This window comes from Pseudomonas sp. PHC1 (genome assembly GCF_046487845.1).
GTDB classification, from domain to species: Bacteria; Pseudomonadota; Gammaproteobacteria; order Pseudomonadales; family Pseudomonadaceae; genus Aquipseudomonas; species Aquipseudomonas sputi.
Map to the genome: position 1 here is coordinate 17,448 of NZ_JBJXHJ010000002.1, position 18,686 is coordinate 36,133.

Sequence of the window (18,686 nt, forward strand, 5' to 3'; positions counted from 1 at the left end):
TTAGCGCGTGCCGCCGGTTTGTTTGAGGAAGTTGGCGAACAGTTCATGGCCCTGCTCGGTGAGGATCGATTCCGGGTGGAACTGTACGCCCTCGATGTTCAGGGTCTTGTGACGCAGGCCCATGATTTCGTCGACCGAGCCGTCATCGTGCTGAGTCCACGCGGTCAGCTCCAGGCAATCGGGCAACGTTGCGTGTTTAACGATCAGGGAATGATAGCGGGTGACGGTCAGCGGGCGGTTCAGACCGGCAAACACGCCCTTGTCCTCGTGGAATACCGGGCTAGTCTTACCGTGCATCACCTGGCGGGCGCGGACGACATCGCCGCCAAAAGCCTGGCCGATGGACTGGTGACCGAGGCAGACACCGAGAATCGGCAGTTTACCGGCGAAGTGTTTGATGGCTTCGATGGAGATGCCGGCTTCGGTCGGTGTGCACGGGCCTGGGGAAACCACGATCCGCTCAGGGTTGAGCGCTTCGATTTCGGCGATGGTCAGTTCGTCGTTGCGCACCACCTTGACCTCGGCACCCAGCTCGCCGAGGTATTGCACAACGTTGTAAGTAAAGGAGTCGTAGTTGTCGATCATCAGCAACATGGCGTTTCGAACCTCTTGAATTCTGACTTGAAGACAGCCTTCGGATGACTTGCCAGGGCGCAGCACACGGTCGGACGCGCAGGTCACAACGGCACAGCGGCATTTCAAACGGGCAAGGAAGGCAAAGCGATACAGATCCGGCGGGGCCGGTAGAAAAGATTCAGGCGCGCCAACGCCAGCGGGCGTGTGCCTTGATGACTTGATCCAGAAGTTTGCTGGTGATCAACACGGGGAAGGTCTCGTTCATACGTTTCGGCACAGTAACTTAGCTGGGCGGAGCGTGCAATATGGCCGGGGCCGTGGGGGATAAAACAATGGGAGGGTTGACGACCGATGGCAAAACGCCGGAAGTTTTTGGTACTGTCGTTTCGTTCACTACAACAATAAATAAACGGACTTGCTCATGATCAAACAGACGTTGTTTGTACCGCTCGCCGGATGCCTGCTCGCGATGGCCTGCGCCCAGGCGAACGCCGCACCCAATCCTTATTCGAATTTCGTGGTCTTCGGCGACAGCCTCAGCGATGCCGGAACCTTTACCGACAGCGGTGGCCCGGCCGGCGCCACCCAGCGCTACACCAACCGTACCGGCCCGGTCTATCTGGACGGCAGCGGTGAACTGCGCTCGTTGAACTCGACACAACTGCTCGGCGGCCGTCTCGGCTTCACCCCTGATCAAACTGCCTCTTCGTCCTCTGCGGTACGAGCCGGCCAAGGCCAGCCGGACGGTAACAACTGGGCCGTAGGCGGCTACCGCACCGACCAGATTCTCGACTCGATCACCAGCCAGTCCGCCACCGGCGAACGCACCCGGGCCGGCTATCTGCCGTCGAACGGTTTGCGCGCCGACCCGAATGCCCTGTATTACCTGACCGGGGGCGGCAACGACTTCCTTCAGGGGCGCGTCACCAGCCTGGCCCAGGCCAACGCCGCCGCTGACCGACTGGTCGACAGCGTACAGACACTGCAAGGTGCCGGCGCCCGTTACATCATGGTCTGGCTGTTGCCGGACATCGGCCTGACCCCGGCCATCAACGGCTCGCCGCTACAAGCCTTCACCTCGCAACTCAGCGCCCAGTTCAACACCGAACTGGTCAGCCAGTTGCAAAGCGTCAATGCCAACGTCATCCCGCTGAACGTCCCGGTTCTGCTCAAAGAGGCATTCGCCAATCCGGCGCAGTTCGGTCTGGCAACCGACCAGAACCTGGTCGGCACCTGCTTCAGCGGCAGCGGTTGCACCGAGAACGCCCGGTACGGGATCAACAGCGCCACCCCGGACCCGACCAAGCTGATCTACAACGACGCCGTCCACCCGACCGAAGCCGGGCAGCGCCTGATTGCCGATTACGCTTACTCGCTGCTGGCCGCACCATGGGAAGCGACCCTGCTGCCGCAAATGGCCCAAGGCACCTTGCGCTCGCATCAGGATGAACTGCGCAACCAGTGGCTGGCGGATTGGGAAAACTGGCAAGCCGTTGGCCAATGGCGGGCGATTGTCGCCGGCGGTGGCCAGCATCAGGACTTCGACAGCCAGCGCAGCGGCGCCAGCGCCGACGGTAACGGTTACAACCTGAACATCGGCGGCAGCTACCGACTCAACGACGCCTGGCGCGTGGGCGTGGCGGCCGGTTTCTACAATCAGAAGCTCGAGGCCGGCGACAACGACTCGGACTACAAGCTGAACACTTATCTGGGCACTGCGTTCGCCCAGTACCAGCAGAACCGCTGGTGGGGTGACGCCGCCTTGACCGCCGGGCATCTGGATTACGACAGCCTCAAACGCAAATTCCAGCTGGGGGTCAACGAACGCGGCGAGAAAGGCGATACCGACGGCTATGTTCTGGCGTTCAGCGGACGCGTGGGTTACGACATTGCGCCAGAAGCGAGCAGTCCATGGCACCTGTCGCCGTTCGTCAGCGCCGACTTCGCCAAGGTTGAAGTCGATGGTTACTCGGAAAACGGTGCCGACTCCACTGCACTGACATTCGATGACCAGTCGCGCATCTCCCGCCGTCTCGGCCTCGGGATCCAGGGCAAGTACCAGATCACCTCGCAGACTCAGGTGTTCGGCGAACTGGCCCATGAGCGCGAGTACAACGACGACACCCAGAATGTGACGATGAACCTCAACAGTCTGCCGAACAACCGCTACACCCTGGCCGGCTACACCCCGCAGACCAACCTCAACCGCCTGAACCTGGGCGTGAGCCACAACCTCACCAAGGATCTGGCCTTGCGCGCCAGCTACGACATCCGCAAGGATGACGACTTCACCCAGCAAGGGATCAACGTCGGCGTAGCGCTCGACTTCTGATTCGCAGGCCATAAAAAAACGCGGCGCCCTCACAGGCGCCGCGTTTTTTTATGGCTGAATCATCAATCACTCAGTCCGGGGTTTGCTCGGCCAGTGCAACAGCGCGGAACATCGCCCGGCGCTTGTTGATGGTTTCTTCCCACTCCAGCGCCGGCACCGAGTCGGCGACGATGCCGCCACCGGCCTGCACGTGCAGTTCGCCGTTCTTGATCACGGCGGTGCGGATTGCGATGGCGGTGTCCATGTTGCCGTTCCAGGCGAAATAGCCGACCGCGCCGCCATACACGCCACGTTTGACCGGTTCCAGTTCGTCGATGATTTCCATCGCGCGGATCTTCGGTGCGCCGGACAAGGTGCCCGCCGGCAGGATCGCCCGCAGTGCGTCCATCGCCGTCAGCCCGGCTTTCAACTGGCCGGTCACGTTGGACACGATGTGCATCACGTTGGAATAACGCTCGATGACCATTTTCTCGGTGAGTTTCACCGAGCCGACCTCCGAAACGCGACCGGTGTCGTTGCGACCGAGGTCGATCAGCATCAGATGCTCGGCGATCTCCTTGTCGTCGGACAGCAGGTCTTCTTCTAGCGCCACGTCCGCCTCTTCGGTCGCCCCGCGAGGACGGGTGCCGGCAATCGGGCGCACGGTGATCAGGTTGTCTTCGACCCGCACCAGCACTTCCGGCGAACTGCCGACGACGTGGAAATCGCCGAAGTTGAAGAAGTACATGTACGGCGTCGGGTTGAAGCAACGCAGCGCACGGTACAGATCGATCGGCGCCGCCTTGAAGTCGATCGACATGCGCTGGGACGGCACGACCTGCATGCAGTCACCCGCGAGGATGTATTCCTTGATGGTATCGACGGCTTTTTCGTAGTCGTCCTGGGTGAAACTGGAGCGGAACACCGGTTCGGCCGCCTGCTGCTTGCTGAAATCCAGGCCACGGCGCGGGGTGATCGGCTGACGCAGTTTTTCCAGCAGTTGCTGCAATTGCGCCTGGCCCTGCTCGTAGGCATCGGCCTGCGCCGGGTCGGCCAGCACGATCGCATGCATTTTGCCGGCGAGGTTGTCGAACACCACCACCGCATCGGAAACCATCAACAGAATGTCCGGCACACCCAGCGGATCCGGATTCGGGCACTTGCCGAGGCGCTTCTCTACATAGCGCACACAGTCATAACCGAAGTAACCCACCAGACCGCCGTTGAAGCGCGGCAGACCCGCGATGGTCGGTACGTTGTAGCGGGCCTTGAAGGTTTCGACGAAGGCCAGCGGGTCTTCAACGTCATGGCTTTCGGTTTCGACGCCGTCGACGGTGATGCTGACGTGATGGTCATGAACCCGCAGCACCGTGCGGCACGGCAGGCCGATGATCGAGTAACGGCCCCATTTCTCGCCGCCCTGCACCGATTCGAGGAGGTAGGAGTTGGGCTGGTCGGCCAGTTTCAGGTAGATCGACAGCGGCGTGTCGAAGTCGGCCAGGGTTTCGCAGGCCAACGGAATGCGGTTGTAGCCGTCAGCGGCCAGACGCAGGAATTCTTCGCGGATCATAGGGTGCCTCGTGGTGTGAGGGGCAAATCAGTCAGGTGAGCAAACGCGCCGGCAGGCCGGCCAGGAACAAGTCAGGCGCGCCAACGCCAGCGGGCCAGAGCCTTGATGACTTTCATCCAGAGTTTGCGGGTGACCACCACGATGGCGTTTCCAGAAGGGGATTGAGAAGCGTCGGGCAACGTTATCTCAGCGGCCGTATCCAGGCAACCGGGAATTAGCTTGCGCAGATCGTCGATCACCAGCGCCGGAGACTCCTCGGCAATCGGCCGGCCATGGTTGTAGCCATAACTGAGCCCGACGCACTTGACCCCCGCCGCTTTCGCCGCCAGCACATCGCTGCGCGAATCACCGACGAACAACGATTGCGAAGCCGGGATTCCGGACATTTTCATCACGAAGAACAGCGCTGCCGGGTCAGGCTTCTTCTGCGGCAGGGTGTCGCCGCCGATGATCCACTTGAAGTAGCGGCCGATCTTCATCTGATCCAGCAACGGCGCAACGAAGCGCTCCGGCTTGTTGGTGATCAGCGCCATGGCCACGCCCTGCTTGTGCAGCCATTTGAGGGTGTCGCGCACGCCGGGATAGATCACGGTCAGCTCATGGCTGGCGCCGTAAGCCTCCATGAAAACCTCCAGCGCATGCTCGGCCTCCACATCATCCACGGAGGAATGGTCGATGCCGCCAGCCAACGCGCGGCGCACCAGCACCGGCGCGCCGTTGCCGACCCACTCGCGCACCGACTCGATACCGGCAGGCTTGCGCCCGAGGGAGAGCAGCATGTTATCCACAGCCGCCGCCAGGTCGGGGACCGAATCGATCAGCGTGCCATCCAGATCGAACATCACCAACCGCGGCAGTTGCCCCGGGAACAGCTGCTCAAAGCCGCTCATGGGCGAGCCAGCGCCAGTTCGGAACGCATCTTGTCGATGACTTCCTGATAGTTCGGCGCATTGAAGATCGCCGAACCGGCCACGAAGGTGTCGGCACCGGCAGCGGCGATTTCACGGATGTTGTTGACGTTGACGCCGCCGTCGATTTCCAGGCGGATGTCACGGCCCGAGGCATCGATAATCGCGCGCGCTTCGCGCAGCTTGTCGAGGGTGCCGGGGATGAACTTCTGCCCGCCGAAGCCCGGGTTGACGCTCATCAGCAAGACCATGTCGACCTTGTCGATCACGTACTTGAGCACGTCCAGCGGGGTCGCCGGGTTGAACACCAGGCCGGATTTGCAGCCGCCTTCACGGATCAGTTGCAGCGAACGATCGACGTGCAGCGTGGCTTCCGGGTGGAAGGTGATGTAGGTAGCGCCGGCCTCGATGAAGTCGCCGACGATGCGATCCACCGGGCTGACCATCAGGTGCGCGTCGATCGGCGCGGTGATGCCGTACTTGCGCAGCGCGGCGCAGACCATCGGGCCGATGGTCAGGTTCGGCACGTAGTGGTTGTCCATGACATCGAAGTGGACGAAGTCGGCACCGGCGGCCAGAACGTTGTCCACTTCCTCGCCCAGGCGGGCGAAGTCGGCGGAAAGAATCGACGGAGCAATAACGAAGGGCTGCATGACGCACCTTTTCTGAGCTAAATCACGATGGCGCGCATTGTATACCTCAAGTTTCCGCGCGCGCACCGTGACCGCGATGATTGGGTTGTGCCATGACCGATGACCGGCAGGTTCTCAATACGCCGCCCGGTAGATCTTCTCGATATCGGCAGCGCTGAGCTTACGCGGGTTGTTGCGCATCAGGCGCTCGATGCCAGCGGCCTCTAGCGCCATGGCCGGGATCGCTTCTTCAGGCACGCCGAAACTGCGCAGACCCAACGGGATCTCCACCGCCGCGCACAGTTCGGTCATTGCCGCAACGGCGCTGTCGGCGGCTGCATTGAGACTCAGATGAGCGGTCTTCACCCCCATGGCTTCGGCGATATCCTGCATCCGCTCGACACAGGCCATCTTGTTCCAGGTCATGACATACGGCAGCAGCAACGCATTGCTGACGCCGTGAGCAATGTTGAAGCGCCCGCCCAGCGGATACGCCAGCGCATGCACCGCGCCGACCCCGGCATTGCCGAACGCCATGCCGGCCATCAGGCTGGCGGTGGCCATATCTTCCCGGGCCTGCAGGTTGGACGGGTTGGCGTACGCCTTGGGCAAGGATCGGGCGATCAACTTGATCGCACCAATGGCCAGCGAATCGGTGATCGGCGAGGCATTCAGCGACAGATAGGACTCGATGGCATGCACCAGGGCATCGACGGCACTGGCGGCGGTGACACTGCGCGGACAGGTCAGGGTCATTTGCGGGCTGACCAGCGCCACGTCCGGCAACAGGTAATCGCTGACAATACCCTTCTTCAGTTGGGCGACCTTGTCCGAGAGGATCGCCACATTGGTCACCTCCGACCCGGTGCCGGCCGTGGTCGGGATGGCAATCAGCGGCGGCCCCTTGCGCGGCACCTGATCGACGCCGAACAGATCTTCGAGAGCGCCGTGATAACCGGCGTACGCCGCAACGCTCTTGGCGATGTCGATGGCACTGCCGCCACCGAGGCCGATCAGCCCGTCGTGACCGCCCTCTCGGTAGACGCGCATGCAGTCTTCGACGATGGCGATTTCCGGATCGGGCAGCACCCGGTCGAAGATTTCGTACTCGCGCTCGCCGATCTGCGCCAGCGCCAGTTCCACCGTGCCGGACTTGACCAGCGCGGCATCGGTGACGATCAGCGGGTTGTCGATGTCCAGCCGCGTGAGCTCGGCCGCCAGTTGCTCGATGGCCCCGGCGCCGGTGATCAGTTTGTGAGCGATCTTGAACGAGGAAAGACTCATCGTGCGCAGCCTCTTATAGATGGGGGAGCTGAGCACAAGCGTAGTCGGGGAATTCGGGTTGTCTGTCATTCAGCGCATGAATGACTGCCTGCACACTGATTGCTCCCACGCGGAGCGTGGGAGCAATATCGGGCGTGGTTCAGACCTGAGCAGTACGCAGCTTCTCACTCCGCCCACGCAACCACTCCAGCGTCAGCAGCAGGATCACCGAGAAGGCAATCAACAACGTCGCCGCCGCCGCAATCGTCGGGCTCAGGTTCTCGCGAATCCCGCTGAACATCTGCCGTGGCAACGTCGCCTGCTCGGGACCTGCGAGAAACAGCGTCACCACCACTTCATCGAACGAGGTCGCAAAGGCAAACAGCGCCCCGGAAATCACCCCCGGCGCAATCAGCGGCAGAGTCACCCGGCGAAACGTGGTCAATGGCGAAGCGCCGAGGCTGGCCGCCGCCCGCACCAGATTGTGGTTGAAGCCCTGCAGCGTCGCCGACACCGTGATGATCACGAATGGCACGCCGAGCACCGCGTGTACGACGATCAGCGAGAAGAAACTGTTACCCAGGCCCAGCGGCGCGAAGAACAGGTAACTGGCCACACCGATGATCACCACCGGCACCACCATCGGCGAAATCACCAGCGCCATCACCAGCGGCTTGCCGGGGAAATCGCCACGGGTCAGGCCGATGGCCGCCAGTGTGCCGAACACCATGGCCAGCACGGTCGCGGCCGGGGCGACGATGATGCTGTTCTTCAACGCGCGCATCCATTCCGCCGAGGCGAAGAAGTCCTGATACCACTGCAGCGAAAAACCTTGCAGCGGGTACACCAGGAAACTGCCCGAGTTGAACGACAGCGGCACGATCACCAGCACCGGCAGGATCAGGAACAACAGGATCAAGCCGCAGAGGATCCGCAAGCTGTAGAACCACACCCGCTCGACGGGCGACATATAAGGACTCAGCATTTCAAATTCCCCTTAGCTCAGGCGCAGGCGACTGGCGCCCACCAGCCAGCTATAAATCAGATAAAGCACCACGGTCGCCAGCAGTAACAGCCCGCCGAGCGCAGTGGCCATGCCCCAGTTGATGCTGGTGTTGGTGTAGAACGCGACGAAGTAGCTGACCATCTGATCGTTCGGGCTGCCCAGCAGCGCCGGGGTGATGTAGTAGCCGATGGCGAGGATGAACACCAACAGGCAGCCGGCGCCGACACCGGCGTAGGTCTGCGGGAAGTACACCCGCCAGAAACTGGCGAACGGGTGGCAACCGAGGGAAATCGCGGCACGCATGTAGGTCGGCGAGATGCCTTTCATCACGCTGTAGATCGGCAGGATCATGAACGGCAGCAGGATGTGCACCATCGAGATGTAGACCCCGGTGCGGTTGAACACCAGTTCCAGCGGTTTATCGATGATGCCCATTGCCATCAGCGCGCTGTTGATCAATCCGCCGGATTGCAGCAACACGATCCACGCGGCGACTCGCACCAGAATCGAAGTCCAGAACGGCAGCAGCACCAGAATCATCAGCAAGTTGCTTTGACGCGACGGCAGGTTGGCCAGCAGGTACGCCAGCGGATAGGCCAGCACCAGGCAGATCACGGTAATGACCAGGCCCATCCAGAAGGTCCGGGCGAAGATGTCGAGGTAGATCGCCTGATCCGGGGTGGCCGGAGCAATTTCGCCAAGGTCGTCGATGCGATGATCCACCGCCGCCAGCAGATAGAACGGGGTGAAGGTGCTGGTGTTGCGCTTCACCGCTTGCCAGTAGGCCGGATCGCCCCAACGCTCATCGAGGCCTTCCAGCGCTTCTTTATAAGAGGCCGGTTCGCTGGCGAAGGGCAGCGAGCGGGCGGTTTTGGTCAGCAGGCTACGATAGCCGGCCAACTCCATGTTCAGGCGCTTGGACAGATCGCCCAGGGTCTGGTTTTTCCGTGCTTCGGCGAGGTCTTCGCTGGCGGCTTTGTAGACCGGTTCTGCGGGCAGGCCTCGGCCGTCCCACGCGGCAATCGCGGTCACGGTGCGCGGCATGCCGGCGACCACTTCCGGGTTGCCGACACTTTTATAGAGCAGCGCCACGATCGGCACCAGGAACACCAGCAACAGAAACAGCACCAGCGGCGCGATCAGCGCCTGGGCCTTCCAGCGGTTGACCCGCTCGGCGTGCTTGAGCCGCTGCTTCAAGGTGGGGCTGTTGCCCTCGTTCAGGGGAACGGCGATGGCCATGACGTACTCCGCAAATCTTTGATCGTTACAGAGGCGGCAAACCGTCTCTGTTGTGTTGGAACACCGCAACCTGAATGATCATTCCCACGCTCTGCGTGGGAACGATCACAGGGGGGGGCAAGCCCTCTGGTTACTTCGCAGCCCAGGAATTGAAGCGCTGCTCCAGTTGCTCGCCGTTGTCAGCCCAGAAGCTGACGTCGATCTGCACCTGATTGGCGATGTTTTCCGGGGTGGTCGGCATGTCTTTCAGGATCGCCTTGTCCAGCAACGGCACAGCCTGGGAGTTGGCCGGGCCGTAGGCGATGTTTTCCGAGTAGGTCTTCTGCTGTTGCGGCTGCACCGAGAACGCGATGAATTTCTTCGCCGCTTCGGCACGCTTGGCGTCCAGGCCTTTCGGGATGGCCCAGGCGTCGAAGTCGTAGATGCCGCCGTTCCACACCACTTTCAGATTGGATTCTTTCTGCACGGCGGCGATACGACCGTTGTAGGCCGAGCTCATGACCACGTCACCGGAAGCGAGGTATTGCGGCGGCTGGGCACCGGCTTCCCACCACTGAATGTTCGGTTTCAGCTCATCCAGTTTCTTGAACGCGCGATCCTGGCCGCCCTTGCTGGCCAGCTCCTTGTAGACGTCTTTCGGTGCAACGCCATCGGCCATCAAGGCGAATTCGAGGGTGTACTTGGCGCCTTTGCGCAGGCCGCGCTTGCCCGGGAATTTCTTGGTGTCCCAGAAATCCGCCCAGCTGGTCGGTGCGGTTTTCAGCTTGTCGGCGTTGTAGGCCAGTACGGTCGACCACACGAAGAAGCCCACGCCGCATGGCTGGATCGCGCCTTTGACGTAGTCTTCGGACTTGCCGAACAGCGCAGGATCGAGTTGCTCGAACATGTCTTCGTCGCAACCACGGGACAGTTCCGGCGATTCCACCTCGACCAGATCCCAGGACACGCTCTTGGTGTCGACCATGGCTTTGACCTTGGCCATCTCGCCGTTGTACTCGCCGGCGACGATCTTGCCGTTGCCCGCCGCTTCCCACGGTGCGTAGAAGGCTTTGACTTGCGCCGCCTTGTTCGCCCCGCCAAACGACACCACGGTCAGATCCGGGCCGGCGGCCATTGCGCTTGCCGCACCCATCAGGCCCAGGGTCAGGGCTGTGAACTTCAGGGATCTCAACATTTATTGTTCTCTCCACGTGCAGGGTTGGTGTTGGTATTGCGGGGCGTTTCAGTGCGCCTCTAGAAGAGGATCGAGCGCGCGAACGTGCTCGACCTGCCAGCCAAGCGGAACCACGTCACCGACCGCGAGCGCTGGATCGAGCTCGGCAATCGGTTGTTTCACGAAGAAGTCGGTCTTGCCGCAGACTTCCAGGCGCACCCGGACGTGGTCGCCCAGATAGATGAATTCGGCCACCCGCCCGGAGAAGCGGTTGACGCATTGGTCGCTCGAACCATTGAGACTGACGCGCTCCGGACGGATCGACAGGGTGACCGGTTCGCCGGTCTGGCCGACGTTGACCGCCAGCGCCTCGACCTTTTCCCCACGCCCCAACTCGACCACGCAGCGCTCGCCGGTCTGACTGAGCAGGCGACCGTTGAGACGGTTGTTCTCGCCGATGAAGTTGGCGACGAAGGTGTTTTTCGGTTCTTCGTAGAGGGTGCGTGGCGGAGCGATCTGCTGGATCTCGCCCTGATGGAACACGGCGACACGGTCGGACATGGTCAGCGCTTCGCCCTGGTCGTGGGTCACGTAGACCACCGTCACGCCGAGGCGCTGGTGCAGGTGTTTGATTTCCATCTGCATGTGTTCGCGCAGTTGCTTGTCGAGGGCGCCGAGGGGTTCGTCCATCAGCACCAGCTGCGGCTCGAACACCAGCGCGCGAGCCAAGGCCACACGTTGTTGCTGGCCGCCGGACAGTTGCGCCGGATAACGCGATGCGAACGCGTCGAGCTGGACCATGCTCAGGGCCTTCTTGACCTTGTCACTCACGTCGCTCTTGTTCAGGCCACGCACGGTCAGCGGAAACGCCAGGTTTTCGGCAACGGTCATGTGCGGGAACAGCGCGTAGTTCTGGAACACCATGCCGATGTCGCGCTTGTGCGGCGGCACGTTGTTGATTGCCCGCCCGGCGAGGAGGATTTCGCCGGCGGTCGGCGTTTCGAAACCGGCGAGCATCATCAGACTGGTGGTCTTGCCGGAGCCGGACGGTCCGAGCAAGGTGAGGAATTCGCCCTTGCGAATGTCCAGGTTGAGGTCTTTGACGATCAGGTTCTCGCCGTCGTAGCTCTTCTGCACTCCACGAAAGCTGACCAGCACATCGCTGGCCCCTGCGTTTGTTTCGACCTGGCTCATACCCACACCTTTGTTATTGATGACTGCTGTGGGATTAAGCCTAGTGGCTGCTCACAGTCACGCAAATCGGGGCGCAGGAGAGAATCGCCTCAGCCGGATGGAAGTCCGGGGGTAGGGATTGCCCTACAAGGATGGCGCGTTTTGGCAAACCCGCCCCATGGGTCGGGGCTCAAGTCGTCAGAACCGGCAAAAACGCCTGTCGCTATTGGATATGTCGCTCAGAGGAGCTTGTGTTCCATCGCGTACTTCACCAGTTCGGCGAGCGAGGTGATGTTGAGTTTCTGCATCAACCGCGCCTTGTGGGTGCTGATGGTCTTGCTGCTCAGGGCCAGTTGCTGGGCGATGTCGTTGACGTTGGCGCCTTGCGCCAGACGTTCGAACACCGAGAACTCGCGCTCGGACAGCAGCGAGTGCAGCGGCCGCGCATCGGTCAGGCCGACTTCGAACACCATGCGGTCGGCCAGCTCCGGGTCGATGTAGCGCCCGCCCGCCGCGACCTTGCGAATCGCCGTCAGCAGCAGCGCCGGATCGCTGTCCTTGGTCGCATACCCGGCGGCGCCGACCTTCAGCGCCCGGGCGGCCATCTGCGCTTCGTCGTGCATCGACAGCACGAGAATCGCCGGCGGATGGTTCAGCGCGCGGATCCGCGGAATCGCTTCGAGCCCGTTGACGCCGGGCATTGAGATGTCCAGCAGCACCACTTCGCACGGCACGTTGCGCAAGGTTTCGAGCAACTGCTCGCCATTGCTCGCCTCCCCCACCACTTGCAGATCCTTGGCCAGGCCGATCAATTGCTTGATGCCTTCGCGAACGATGGTGTGGTCTTCGGCTACCAGTACACGGATCACTTACTTCTCCTCATCCAGTGGCACCCGCACGCTCAGCGTGGTGCCTTCGCCCGGCTCGCTGTCGAGTGACAGCTGCCCACCCATGATCAACACCCGCTCGCGCATGCCCACCAGTCCAAAGGATGTGGGCCTGCCGGCAGCGGCGACAAATCCTACGCCATCATCGCTGACCGTCAGACACAATTCGTCGCCTTCCTGCACCAGCGTCAGTTCTACAGTATGCGCCTGGGCATGGCGCATGACGTTGGTCAACGCCTCCTGAAGAATGCGGAACAGGCCGATGGCCTTGGCGTCGCTCAGCGGCGCAAGGTTGTCCGGCACCTGCACCAGACACGGAATCTGCGTACGCGCCTCGAAGCGCCGCGCCTGCCACTCGATCGCCGAGGCGATCCCGGCGTCGAGGATCGGCGGACGCAGCGCCGTCGCCACATCCCGCACCAGCTGAAACAACTGGGCGATCAGGCGCTTCATGCTGTTCAAGCGCTCGTTCAGCCCCGGGTCAAGTTGCGCGTAGGCCAGTTCGCACATCGATGTCTCCAGTTTCAGCACCGTCAGCATCTGCCCCAGCTCATCGTGCACCTCCCGGGCAATCCGTGCCTTTTCCTCCTCCCGCACACTTTCCAGGTGCGCCGACAGTTCGCGCAGTTGTTCGCGGGAGGCCGCCAGTTCCAGTTCGATGCGTTTGCTTTCGGTGATGTCCCAGACGATGCCGTCCCAGACATAGGCGCCGCCCTCCAGTTGACGGGTGATGGCCTTGATTTCGGCCCAGCGCTGTTCGCCCTGGCGCGTGAGGATTCGGCCCTGCCACGACCAGTCGCTGTCGGTGTCCAGCGCCTGATCCTGGGTCTGGTGATAACCGGCCCGGTCATCCGGATGCACCAGGCTGCGCAGGCCCATGTCGCGATGAGCGATGGCGGCCGGCGCGTAGCCCACCAGACTCTCGCTGCCCTCACTGATGTAGGCAAAGTCGATCTGCCCGGTTACCGGTGCGCGCTCAAGACGGAACACCAGCCCCGGCACGTTGGCCGCGATGCCTTGCAGCCGCGCCTCGCTTTCCTGCAAGGCAGCCAGGGCACGCCGGCGTTCGGTGACATCAGTGAGGTAAACCACCAGATACTCGCCATCGCGAAAACGCAGGAAGCTCAGCGATACATCCGCCGGCAGCACACTGCCATCGGCCCGCACACAGTTGGTTTCAAAACTCAGCGGCCCCTCTTCGCTGGCCCGGGCGCGTTTCCACAGATTGAGCCAGCGATCCATGTGCAGGCCCGGCTCGAAGTCGATCAACGGCCGGTCGATGATCGCGCCTTGTGGATAACCGAGCATGTTTTCCGCCGCACGATTGGCGTAGCGCACATGGCTGTCCCAGTTGACCCAGAGAATGCCGACGGTGCTCTGATCGATGGAGAATTGGGTCAGACGCAAGGCTTCTTCGCTGGCGGCGCGCAAGGCAATGTCTTCGCGCGCGTCGAGCAGACGCTGTTCAAGACTGCGTTGCTGGCGCCGTTGCCAGAGCACGATGGCCACGCAACTGAGCAGCAGCACTGCAAACAACAGACTCAGGTTCTGCCAGAAGCCCGGCGATTCGGAAAGCCGCGGATACTTGGGCTGCAGCCATTGCGCATGCAGGCGCTCCAGATCCTTGGCCGGAATTGCGCGCAAGCCGCTCTCGACGATCCCGGCCAGTTCCGGCCAGTCGCGGCGGGTGCCGATGCGCAGCAGTTGCGGCAGACCGATGTCGCCGACCACCACCAGCCCGGCAAACTCCGGTTCCGCCGACAATCGACCGAGCTGCGCCTCATCGACCACCGCGTAGGACGCCTGTTGAGTCAGCAACAGTTGCAGCGCCTGGCGTTCCATCGGTACGCCTTGCAGATTCAGATGGGGATAGTTGCCGCGCAGGTAATCGGCGGCGACGCCGGGCATGCGCACGGCGACGCGGGTCTGGCTGTCGAGCTTTTCCAGCTCCACGGTCGCGCTGCTCTTCTGATCGCTGACCACCAGTTGCGGCACACGCATGTAGGGGTCGGAAAACTGCCACAGGCGCAGTCCGCCCGGGGTCTGGGTCAGGCCCGGGGCGATGTCGATTTCGCCGTCCCGTGCAGCCGCCTCCAGTTGCGCCAGATCTTGAAAGTTGCGCCAGCTCAGCTCGACATTCAGCGCCCGGGCCAAGGCTTTCATCACCTCGACATTGGCCCCTGACAGCCGCTGCAGTCGCCGGTCGTATTGCGCGTACGGTGCCTGCAATACCAGGCCCACGCGCAATTCGTTGTGCTGCGCAAGCCACTGTTGTTCGCTCGCCGACAACCGCGCGAGGTGGCTCGATGGCGCAGGCGCCCCCCAGCCTATCAAGGGAAACACCAGACAGCCGATAACCCACAGGCAGCAAAAACGCATCATTGAAGTCTCATACACTGACAAATTCTGACCAACCCATTAGGCTGCCGGGATAACTTCTGGCCTGGAATAACCGATGCCCCCTGTCTATCGCCTGGCAATGCCAGCATTGTGCCTGTCGCTGATCCTGCCTTGTGCGTTTTCCGTCGAAGCCGCGGATCCGGCACCCGCCCCCGCCGCAGAAAAAGCCGCCGAAGAGAAACCGGTCGAACGCCAGCCACTGCTTGAGCGTAGTCAGGAAGAAGCCGCAGCACTCGAACGCAAGGTTCCGGCCCAGGAACAACAGCAACTGCAAGCGGGCAGCGACACCTTCCTCGCCCTTTGGAAACCTGCCAACACCGCCGAACCCAAAGGCGCGGTGGTCCTCATTCCCGGTGCCGGCGAGACCGCTGACTGGCCCCAGGCAATTGGCCCGTTGCGCCACAAGTTGCCGGACGTCGAGTGGAGCAGCCTGAGTATCACCCTGCCCGATCTGCAAAGCGATGCGATCGCACCGCGCGTGGTCGAAGCCCCCGCCGCAGCGAAAACCGCCGACCCTGGCAGCAAGGATTCGACCACTGCCGAGCCAATCGAACAAGCCGCCGGCGGCGAAGCCGATGTGGCCGACAAGGTCGTTGCCGAAACCACCGAGGAACAGTCCAAGGTGGATGCCGAGCGAATCTTCGCCCGCATCGACGCCGCATTGGCCTACGCCGAGCAACAGAGCGCGCGCAGCATCGTCGTCCTCGGCCATGGCACCGGCGCCTACTGGGCCGCACGTTACTTGAGTGAGCGACAGACCTCGCAGGTCGAGAAACTGGTGCTGGTGGCCGCGCAGACGCCGCCCAAGGCCCAACCGCCACTGGTGGAACTGACGCCTGCCCTGAAGCTGCCGACGGCGGATATTTTCTACATGGATAAACCGCTGGACCGCAACGCGGCACTGGAGCGCCTGCAGGCCAGCAAACGGTTGAAGACGTCCGCGTTCAGTCAGGTCGCACTCAGGGCCTTGCCGGATAACAAGGCCGAGCAGGAGCAATTCTTCCGCCGGGTGCGTGGCTGGTTGAATCCGCAGAGTCCGGACTAAAGGGCCCGGATGTAAAAAACACGGATAAAAAAATCGCAGCTCAACGCTGCGATTTTTTATGCCTAGCGAAAATCCCGCCGTTCGCGAATCAAGGTGTAGGCATTGTGCAATTCGCGGGTTCTCTCGGTGGCCTCACGCACCTGCGCTGGCGTTGCGCCCGTCCCGGCCACCTTGTCCGGGTGATGCCGACTGAGCAGCCGTCGATAGGCACGCTTGATCTGCGCCGGTTCGCTGGTGGCCGACACACCGAGCAGGCGCATCGCCTCCTGATAGCTGACCGCCGCGCTGACGATCGGACGCTTGTGCGGCTCGTAATCCGTAGCCAGCGCCTGTATCTGGTGTGTCGTCCAGCCCAGCCACTTGCCCCACTGTGCCAGCAGTTCCCGCTCGCTGACGCCGGCCCGACCATCGGCGAAGACCATTCGCCAGCAGGCACGCAACACGCCTTCGGCCGCATGGGGTTGAGCGCTCAACCGACGCAGGTAACCGCGCAGATTGTCGTTGCCGGACTTGCCGCGGTTGAACGCGGCAATCGCCCGGCGCTGTGCCGGCTCGCTCATTTCCAGCGAACGCATCTCCTGACGCGCCTGCTGGATATGACCGTCCGTGACCCGCCCGTCGCTCTTGGCCAGACGCCCGAGCAACACGAACAACAATTCGTCGTTGCGCAGCATCGGCCGCCCACCGAGTTTTTCCCGCAAGTGCCCCCAGCTCTGCAAATGCAGGCGCCGATCCAGCGCCTGCCCCAACAAAGCCCCAAGCATGGCCCCCGGAATGCTGGCGATAGCAAAACCCGCTCCGGCTCCAATCAGAGTCCCTGGCCACAACATATCAGCGACTCGCTTCTATCAAGGCTTCGGCTTCGGTCAGACGCTCGTGGGTACCGACATCGACCCAGTGGCCCTTCAGCCGCTCGCCGGTCACCTGACCATCCCCCATGGCTTTACGCAGCAGCGGCGCCAGTTTGAAGGCACCGTCGGCGCAGCCGTCGAACAACTGCGGATGCAGTACGGCGATGCCGCTGTAGGTCAGAGTCGCCGCCTCGGCCTGGCCATCACGTACCTGGCCCTCGGTCAGGGTGAAATCCCCTGTCGGGTGATGGGCCGGGTTGTCCGCCAGCACCAGATGCGCCAGGCCGGTGATCGGCTGATGCAAAACGCTGAAGTCGTAATCGGTCCAGATGTCGCCGTTGACCACCAGGAACGCGTCGTCACCCAACAGCGGCAAGGCGCGAAAAATTCCGCCGCCGGTTTCCAGTGGCTCGCCCTCCGGCGAGTACTGGATCGACACGCCGAACCGCGAACCATCGCCCAGATGATCTTCGATCTGCTGTCCGAGCCAGGCATGGTTGATCACGATCTCGTTAAAACCGGCCGCTGCCAGGGCACGCAGGTGATATTCAATCAATGGCACGCCACCGGCCCGCACCAGCGGCTTGGGAGTGGTCAGGGTCAGCGGGCGCATGCGCTCGCCTTTGCCCGCCGCCAGAATCATTGCCTTCATGCCGTCACTCCACCACGCAGGCTGGCGAGCAGCGCCTGCAGATCCGCCAACTCGGGACGGCGAGCGATGACCGCTTCTATATAAGAGAAGAAACGCGGTACATCACCGAGGTAACGCGGCTTGCCATCGCGATGGCAGATGCGGGCGAAGATGCCGATGACTTTCAGATGACGCTGCACGCCCATCAGGTCGCTGGCACGCAGGAACTCTTCGAAGTCCGGCTGCACCGGGATGTTCAGCGCCGACGCCTGCTGCCAGTAGCTTTCCAGCCAGCCGCGCACACGTTCTTCAGGCCAGCTGAGGAACGCGTCCTTGAACAGGCAGGTCACGTCGTAGGTCACCGGGCCGTACACGGCGTCCTGAAAATCCAGCACACCGGGATTCGGCTCGCTGAGCATCAGGTTGCGCGGCATGTAGTCGCGGTGCACCAGCACTTTCGGCTGGGCCAGGGCGCTGTCGATCAGCAGATCGCTGACCTTTTGCCACTGCTGCTGTTGGGTGGCATCAAACTCGACGCCCAGTTCGCGTTTCACGTACCACTCGGGAAACAGTTCCAGCTCGCGGCGCAACAACGCGACGTCATAGCTCGGCAGCGGTGCCACCATCGGCAACTGCTGAAAAGCCAGCAGCGCTTGCAGGGCATCGCTGAATAACGCGTCGGCATTTTCGCTGTCGATCACGTCCAGATAGGTCTTGTTGCCCAGGTCATTGAGCAAAAGAAACCCGCGCTCGAGGTCTTCGGCATAAATTTTCGGCACGTTGATGCCGGATTTCGCCAGCAAAAAGGCGATATCCACGAAGGGTTTGCAGTTTTCCTGAGGCGGTGGCGCGTCCATCACGACGAAGCTGCGACCCGCGCCCTCCCAACGGAAATACCGGCGAAAACTCGCGTCGCTGCTGGCCGCGGTCAACGTGGCCGGGGGTACGGCGCCCCAGCCCTGATCCGCAAAAAGGGTTGCCAACTGTTCATCGAGCCAAACTTTCAGGTGTTGCAAGCGTACATCTTGATCAGGCATTGCA

At 62.2% G+C, this 18,686-nt stretch carries 16 protein-coding genes; 2 read left to right on the forward strand and 14 right to left on the reverse strand.

What is annotated here, in order from left to right; all coding sequences use genetic code 11:
- On the reverse strand, nucleotides 1–594 hold the full coding sequence (locus ACKJSM_RS02650) for an aminodeoxychorismate/anthranilate synthase component II (protein ID WP_236178971.1): 594 nt from the start codon (nucleotides 592–594) through the stop codon (nucleotides 1–3).
- A 403-nt stretch (nucleotides 595–997) separates the two neighbouring features.
- On the opposite strand from ACKJSM_RS02650, the gene estP reads away from it, so the two are divergent.
- Entirely contained in the window at nucleotides 998–2,908 is a 1,911-nt protein-coding gene (estP, locus tag ACKJSM_RS02655) for an esterase EstP (protein WP_410236556.1), read from the forward strand.
- Nucleotides 2,909–2,978: 70 nt separating this feature from the next.
- Here estP and trpE read toward each other — a convergent pair whose 3' ends face one another.
- The 10 genes from trpE to ACKJSM_RS02705 form a co-directional block, all read right to left on the reverse strand.
- On the reverse strand, nucleotides 2,979–4,457 hold the full coding sequence (trpE, locus tag ACKJSM_RS02660; protein WP_236178969.1) for an anthranilate synthase component I: 1,479 nt from the start codon (nucleotides 4,455–4,457) through the stop codon (nucleotides 2,979–2,981).
- Between the two features lie 71 nt (nucleotides 4,458–4,528).
- Entirely contained in the window at nucleotides 4,529–5,347 is an 819-nt protein-coding gene (locus ACKJSM_RS02665; protein WP_236178968.1) for a phosphoglycolate phosphatase, read from the reverse strand.
- Nucleotides 5,344–6,018, reverse strand: coding sequence for a ribulose-phosphate 3-epimerase (gene rpe, locus ACKJSM_RS02670; protein WP_003228808.1), 675 nt, complete (start codon nucleotides 6,016–6,018; stop codon nucleotides 5,344–5,346). Before rpe ends, ACKJSM_RS02665 begins: the two co-directional genes overlap by 4 nt.
- A 114-nt stretch (nucleotides 6,019–6,132) precedes the next feature.
- The gene (locus ACKJSM_RS02675; protein ID WP_410236557.1) at nucleotides 6,133–7,281 is read right to left on the reverse strand and encodes an iron-containing alcohol dehydrogenase; all 1,149 of its coding nucleotides are present in this window, start codon (nucleotides 7,279–7,281) and stop codon (nucleotides 6,133–6,135) included.
- A gap of 139 nt (nucleotides 7,282–7,420) precedes the next feature.
- On the reverse strand, nucleotides 7,421–8,245 hold the full coding sequence (locus ACKJSM_RS02680; RefSeq protein ID WP_236178966.1) for an ABC transporter permease: 825 nt from the start codon (nucleotides 8,243–8,245) through the stop codon (nucleotides 7,421–7,423).
- Nucleotides 8,246–8,257: 12 nt separating this feature from the next.
- The gene (locus ACKJSM_RS02685; protein WP_410236558.1) at nucleotides 8,258–9,505 is read right to left on the reverse strand and encodes an ABC transporter permease; all 1,248 of its coding nucleotides are present in this window, start codon (nucleotides 9,503–9,505) and stop codon (nucleotides 8,258–8,260) included.
- A 130-nt stretch (nucleotides 9,506–9,635) separates the two neighbouring features.
- Nucleotides 9,636–10,679, reverse strand: coding sequence for an ABC transporter substrate-binding protein (locus ACKJSM_RS02690; protein WP_007959933.1), 1,044 nt, complete (start codon nucleotides 10,677–10,679; stop codon nucleotides 9,636–9,638).
- A 48-nt stretch (nucleotides 10,680–10,727) separates the two neighbouring features.
- Complete coding sequence (locus ACKJSM_RS02695; RefSeq protein ID WP_236178964.1) at nucleotides 10,728–11,852, reverse strand: ABC transporter ATP-binding protein; 1,125 nt, start codon at nucleotides 11,850–11,852, stop codon at nucleotides 10,728–10,730.
- Nucleotides 11,853–12,070: 218 nt separating this feature from the next.
- Nucleotides 12,071–12,700 carry a response regulator transcription factor gene (locus tag ACKJSM_RS02700; protein ID WP_007959929.1) on the reverse strand — a complete coding sequence of 210 codons (630 nt, stop codon included), beginning with the start codon at nucleotides 12,698–12,700 and terminating at the stop codon, nucleotides 12,071–12,073.
- Complete coding sequence (locus ACKJSM_RS02705) at nucleotides 12,701–15,100, reverse strand: PAS domain S-box protein (RefSeq protein WP_410236559.1); 2,400 nt, start codon at nucleotides 15,098–15,100, stop codon at nucleotides 12,701–12,703.
- A gap of 73 nt (nucleotides 15,101–15,173) precedes the next feature.
- Here ACKJSM_RS02705 and ACKJSM_RS02710 point away from each other — a divergent pair, with 73 nt between their 5' ends.
- Entirely contained in the window at nucleotides 15,174–16,163 is a 990-nt protein-coding gene (locus ACKJSM_RS02710) for an alpha/beta hydrolase family protein (RefSeq protein ID WP_410236560.1), read from the forward strand.
- 62 nt (nucleotides 16,164–16,225) lie between these two features.
- On the opposite strand, the gene ACKJSM_RS02715 is transcribed toward ACKJSM_RS02710, so the two are convergent.
- From ACKJSM_RS02715 to ACKJSM_RS02725, 3 genes are read right to left on the reverse strand one after another with little or no spacing between them, the layout of a single operon-like run.
- Nucleotides 16,226–16,993, reverse strand: a complete 768-nt coding sequence (locus ACKJSM_RS02715) for a TerB family tellurite resistance protein (RefSeq protein ID WP_236178961.1) — start codon at nucleotides 16,991–16,993, stop codon at nucleotides 16,226–16,228.
- Between the two features lies 1 nt (nucleotide 16,994).
- The gene (murU, locus tag ACKJSM_RS02720) at nucleotides 16,995–17,666 is read right to left on the reverse strand and encodes an N-acetylmuramate alpha-1-phosphate uridylyltransferase MurU (protein WP_410236561.1); all 672 of its coding nucleotides are present in this window, start codon (nucleotides 17,664–17,666) and stop codon (nucleotides 16,995–16,997) included.
- On the reverse strand, nucleotides 17,663–18,682 hold the full coding sequence (locus tag ACKJSM_RS02725) for an aminoglycoside phosphotransferase family protein (protein ID WP_085746586.1): 1,020 nt from the start codon (nucleotides 18,680–18,682) through the stop codon (nucleotides 17,663–17,665). The genes murU and ACKJSM_RS02725 overlap by 4 nt, the downstream gene beginning before the upstream one ends.
- Nucleotides 18,683–18,686 lie beyond the last annotated feature (4 nt).

Excerpts from the sequence above, each read along its gene's own strand:
- ACKJSM_RS02650 (WP_236178971.1), bottom strand. The coding sequence starts at position 594 with ATGTTGCTGATGATCGACAACTACGACTCCTTTACTTACAACGTTGTG.
- estP (WP_410236556.1), top strand. The coding sequence starts at position 998 with ATGATCAAACAGACGTTGTTTGTACCGCTCGCCGGATGCCTGCTCGCG.
- trpE (WP_236178969.1), bottom strand. The coding sequence starts at position 4,457 with ATGATCCGCGAAGAATTCCTGCGTCTGGCCGCTGACGGCTACAACCGC.
- ACKJSM_RS02665 (WP_236178968.1), bottom strand. The coding sequence starts at position 5,347 with ATGAGCGGCTTTGAGCAGCTGTTCCCGGGGCAACTGCCGCGGTTGGTG.
- rpe (WP_003228808.1), bottom strand. The coding sequence starts at position 6,018 with ATGCAGCCCTTCGTTATTGCTCCGTCGATTCTTTCCGCCGACTTCGCC.
- ACKJSM_RS02675 (WP_410236557.1), bottom strand. The coding sequence starts at position 7,281 with ATGAGTCTTTCCTCGTTCAAGATCGCTCACAAACTGATCACCGGCGCC.
- ACKJSM_RS02680 (WP_236178966.1), bottom strand. The coding sequence starts at position 8,245 with ATGCTGAGTCCTTATATGTCGCCCGTCGAGCGGGTGTGGTTCTACAGC.
- ACKJSM_RS02685 (WP_410236558.1), bottom strand. The coding sequence starts at position 9,505 with ATGGCCATCGCCGTTCCCCTGAACGAGGGCAACAGCCCCACCTTGAAG.
- ACKJSM_RS02690 (WP_007959933.1), bottom strand. The coding sequence starts at position 10,679 with ATGTTGAGATCCCTGAAGTTCACAGCCCTGACCCTGGGCCTGATGGGT.
- ACKJSM_RS02695 (WP_236178964.1), bottom strand. The coding sequence starts at position 11,852 with ATGAGCCAGGTCGAAACAAACGCAGGGGCCAGCGATGTGCTGGTCAGC.
- ACKJSM_RS02705 (WP_410236559.1), bottom strand. The coding sequence starts at position 15,100 with ATGATGCGTTTTTGCTGCCTGTGGGTTATCGGCTGTCTGGTGTTTCCC.
- ACKJSM_RS02710 (WP_410236560.1), top strand. The coding sequence starts at position 15,174 with ATGCCCCCTGTCTATCGCCTGGCAATGCCAGCATTGTGCCTGTCGCTG.
- ACKJSM_RS02715 (WP_236178961.1), bottom strand. The coding sequence starts at position 16,993 with ATGTTGTGGCCAGGGACTCTGATTGGAGCCGGAGCGGGTTTTGCTATC.
- murU (WP_410236561.1), bottom strand. The coding sequence starts at position 17,666 with ATGAAGGCAATGATTCTGGCGGCGGGCAAAGGCGAGCGCATGCGCCCG.
- ACKJSM_RS02725 (WP_085746586.1), bottom strand. The coding sequence starts at position 18,682 with ATGCCTGATCAAGATGTACGCTTGCAACACCTGAAAGTTTGGCTCGAT.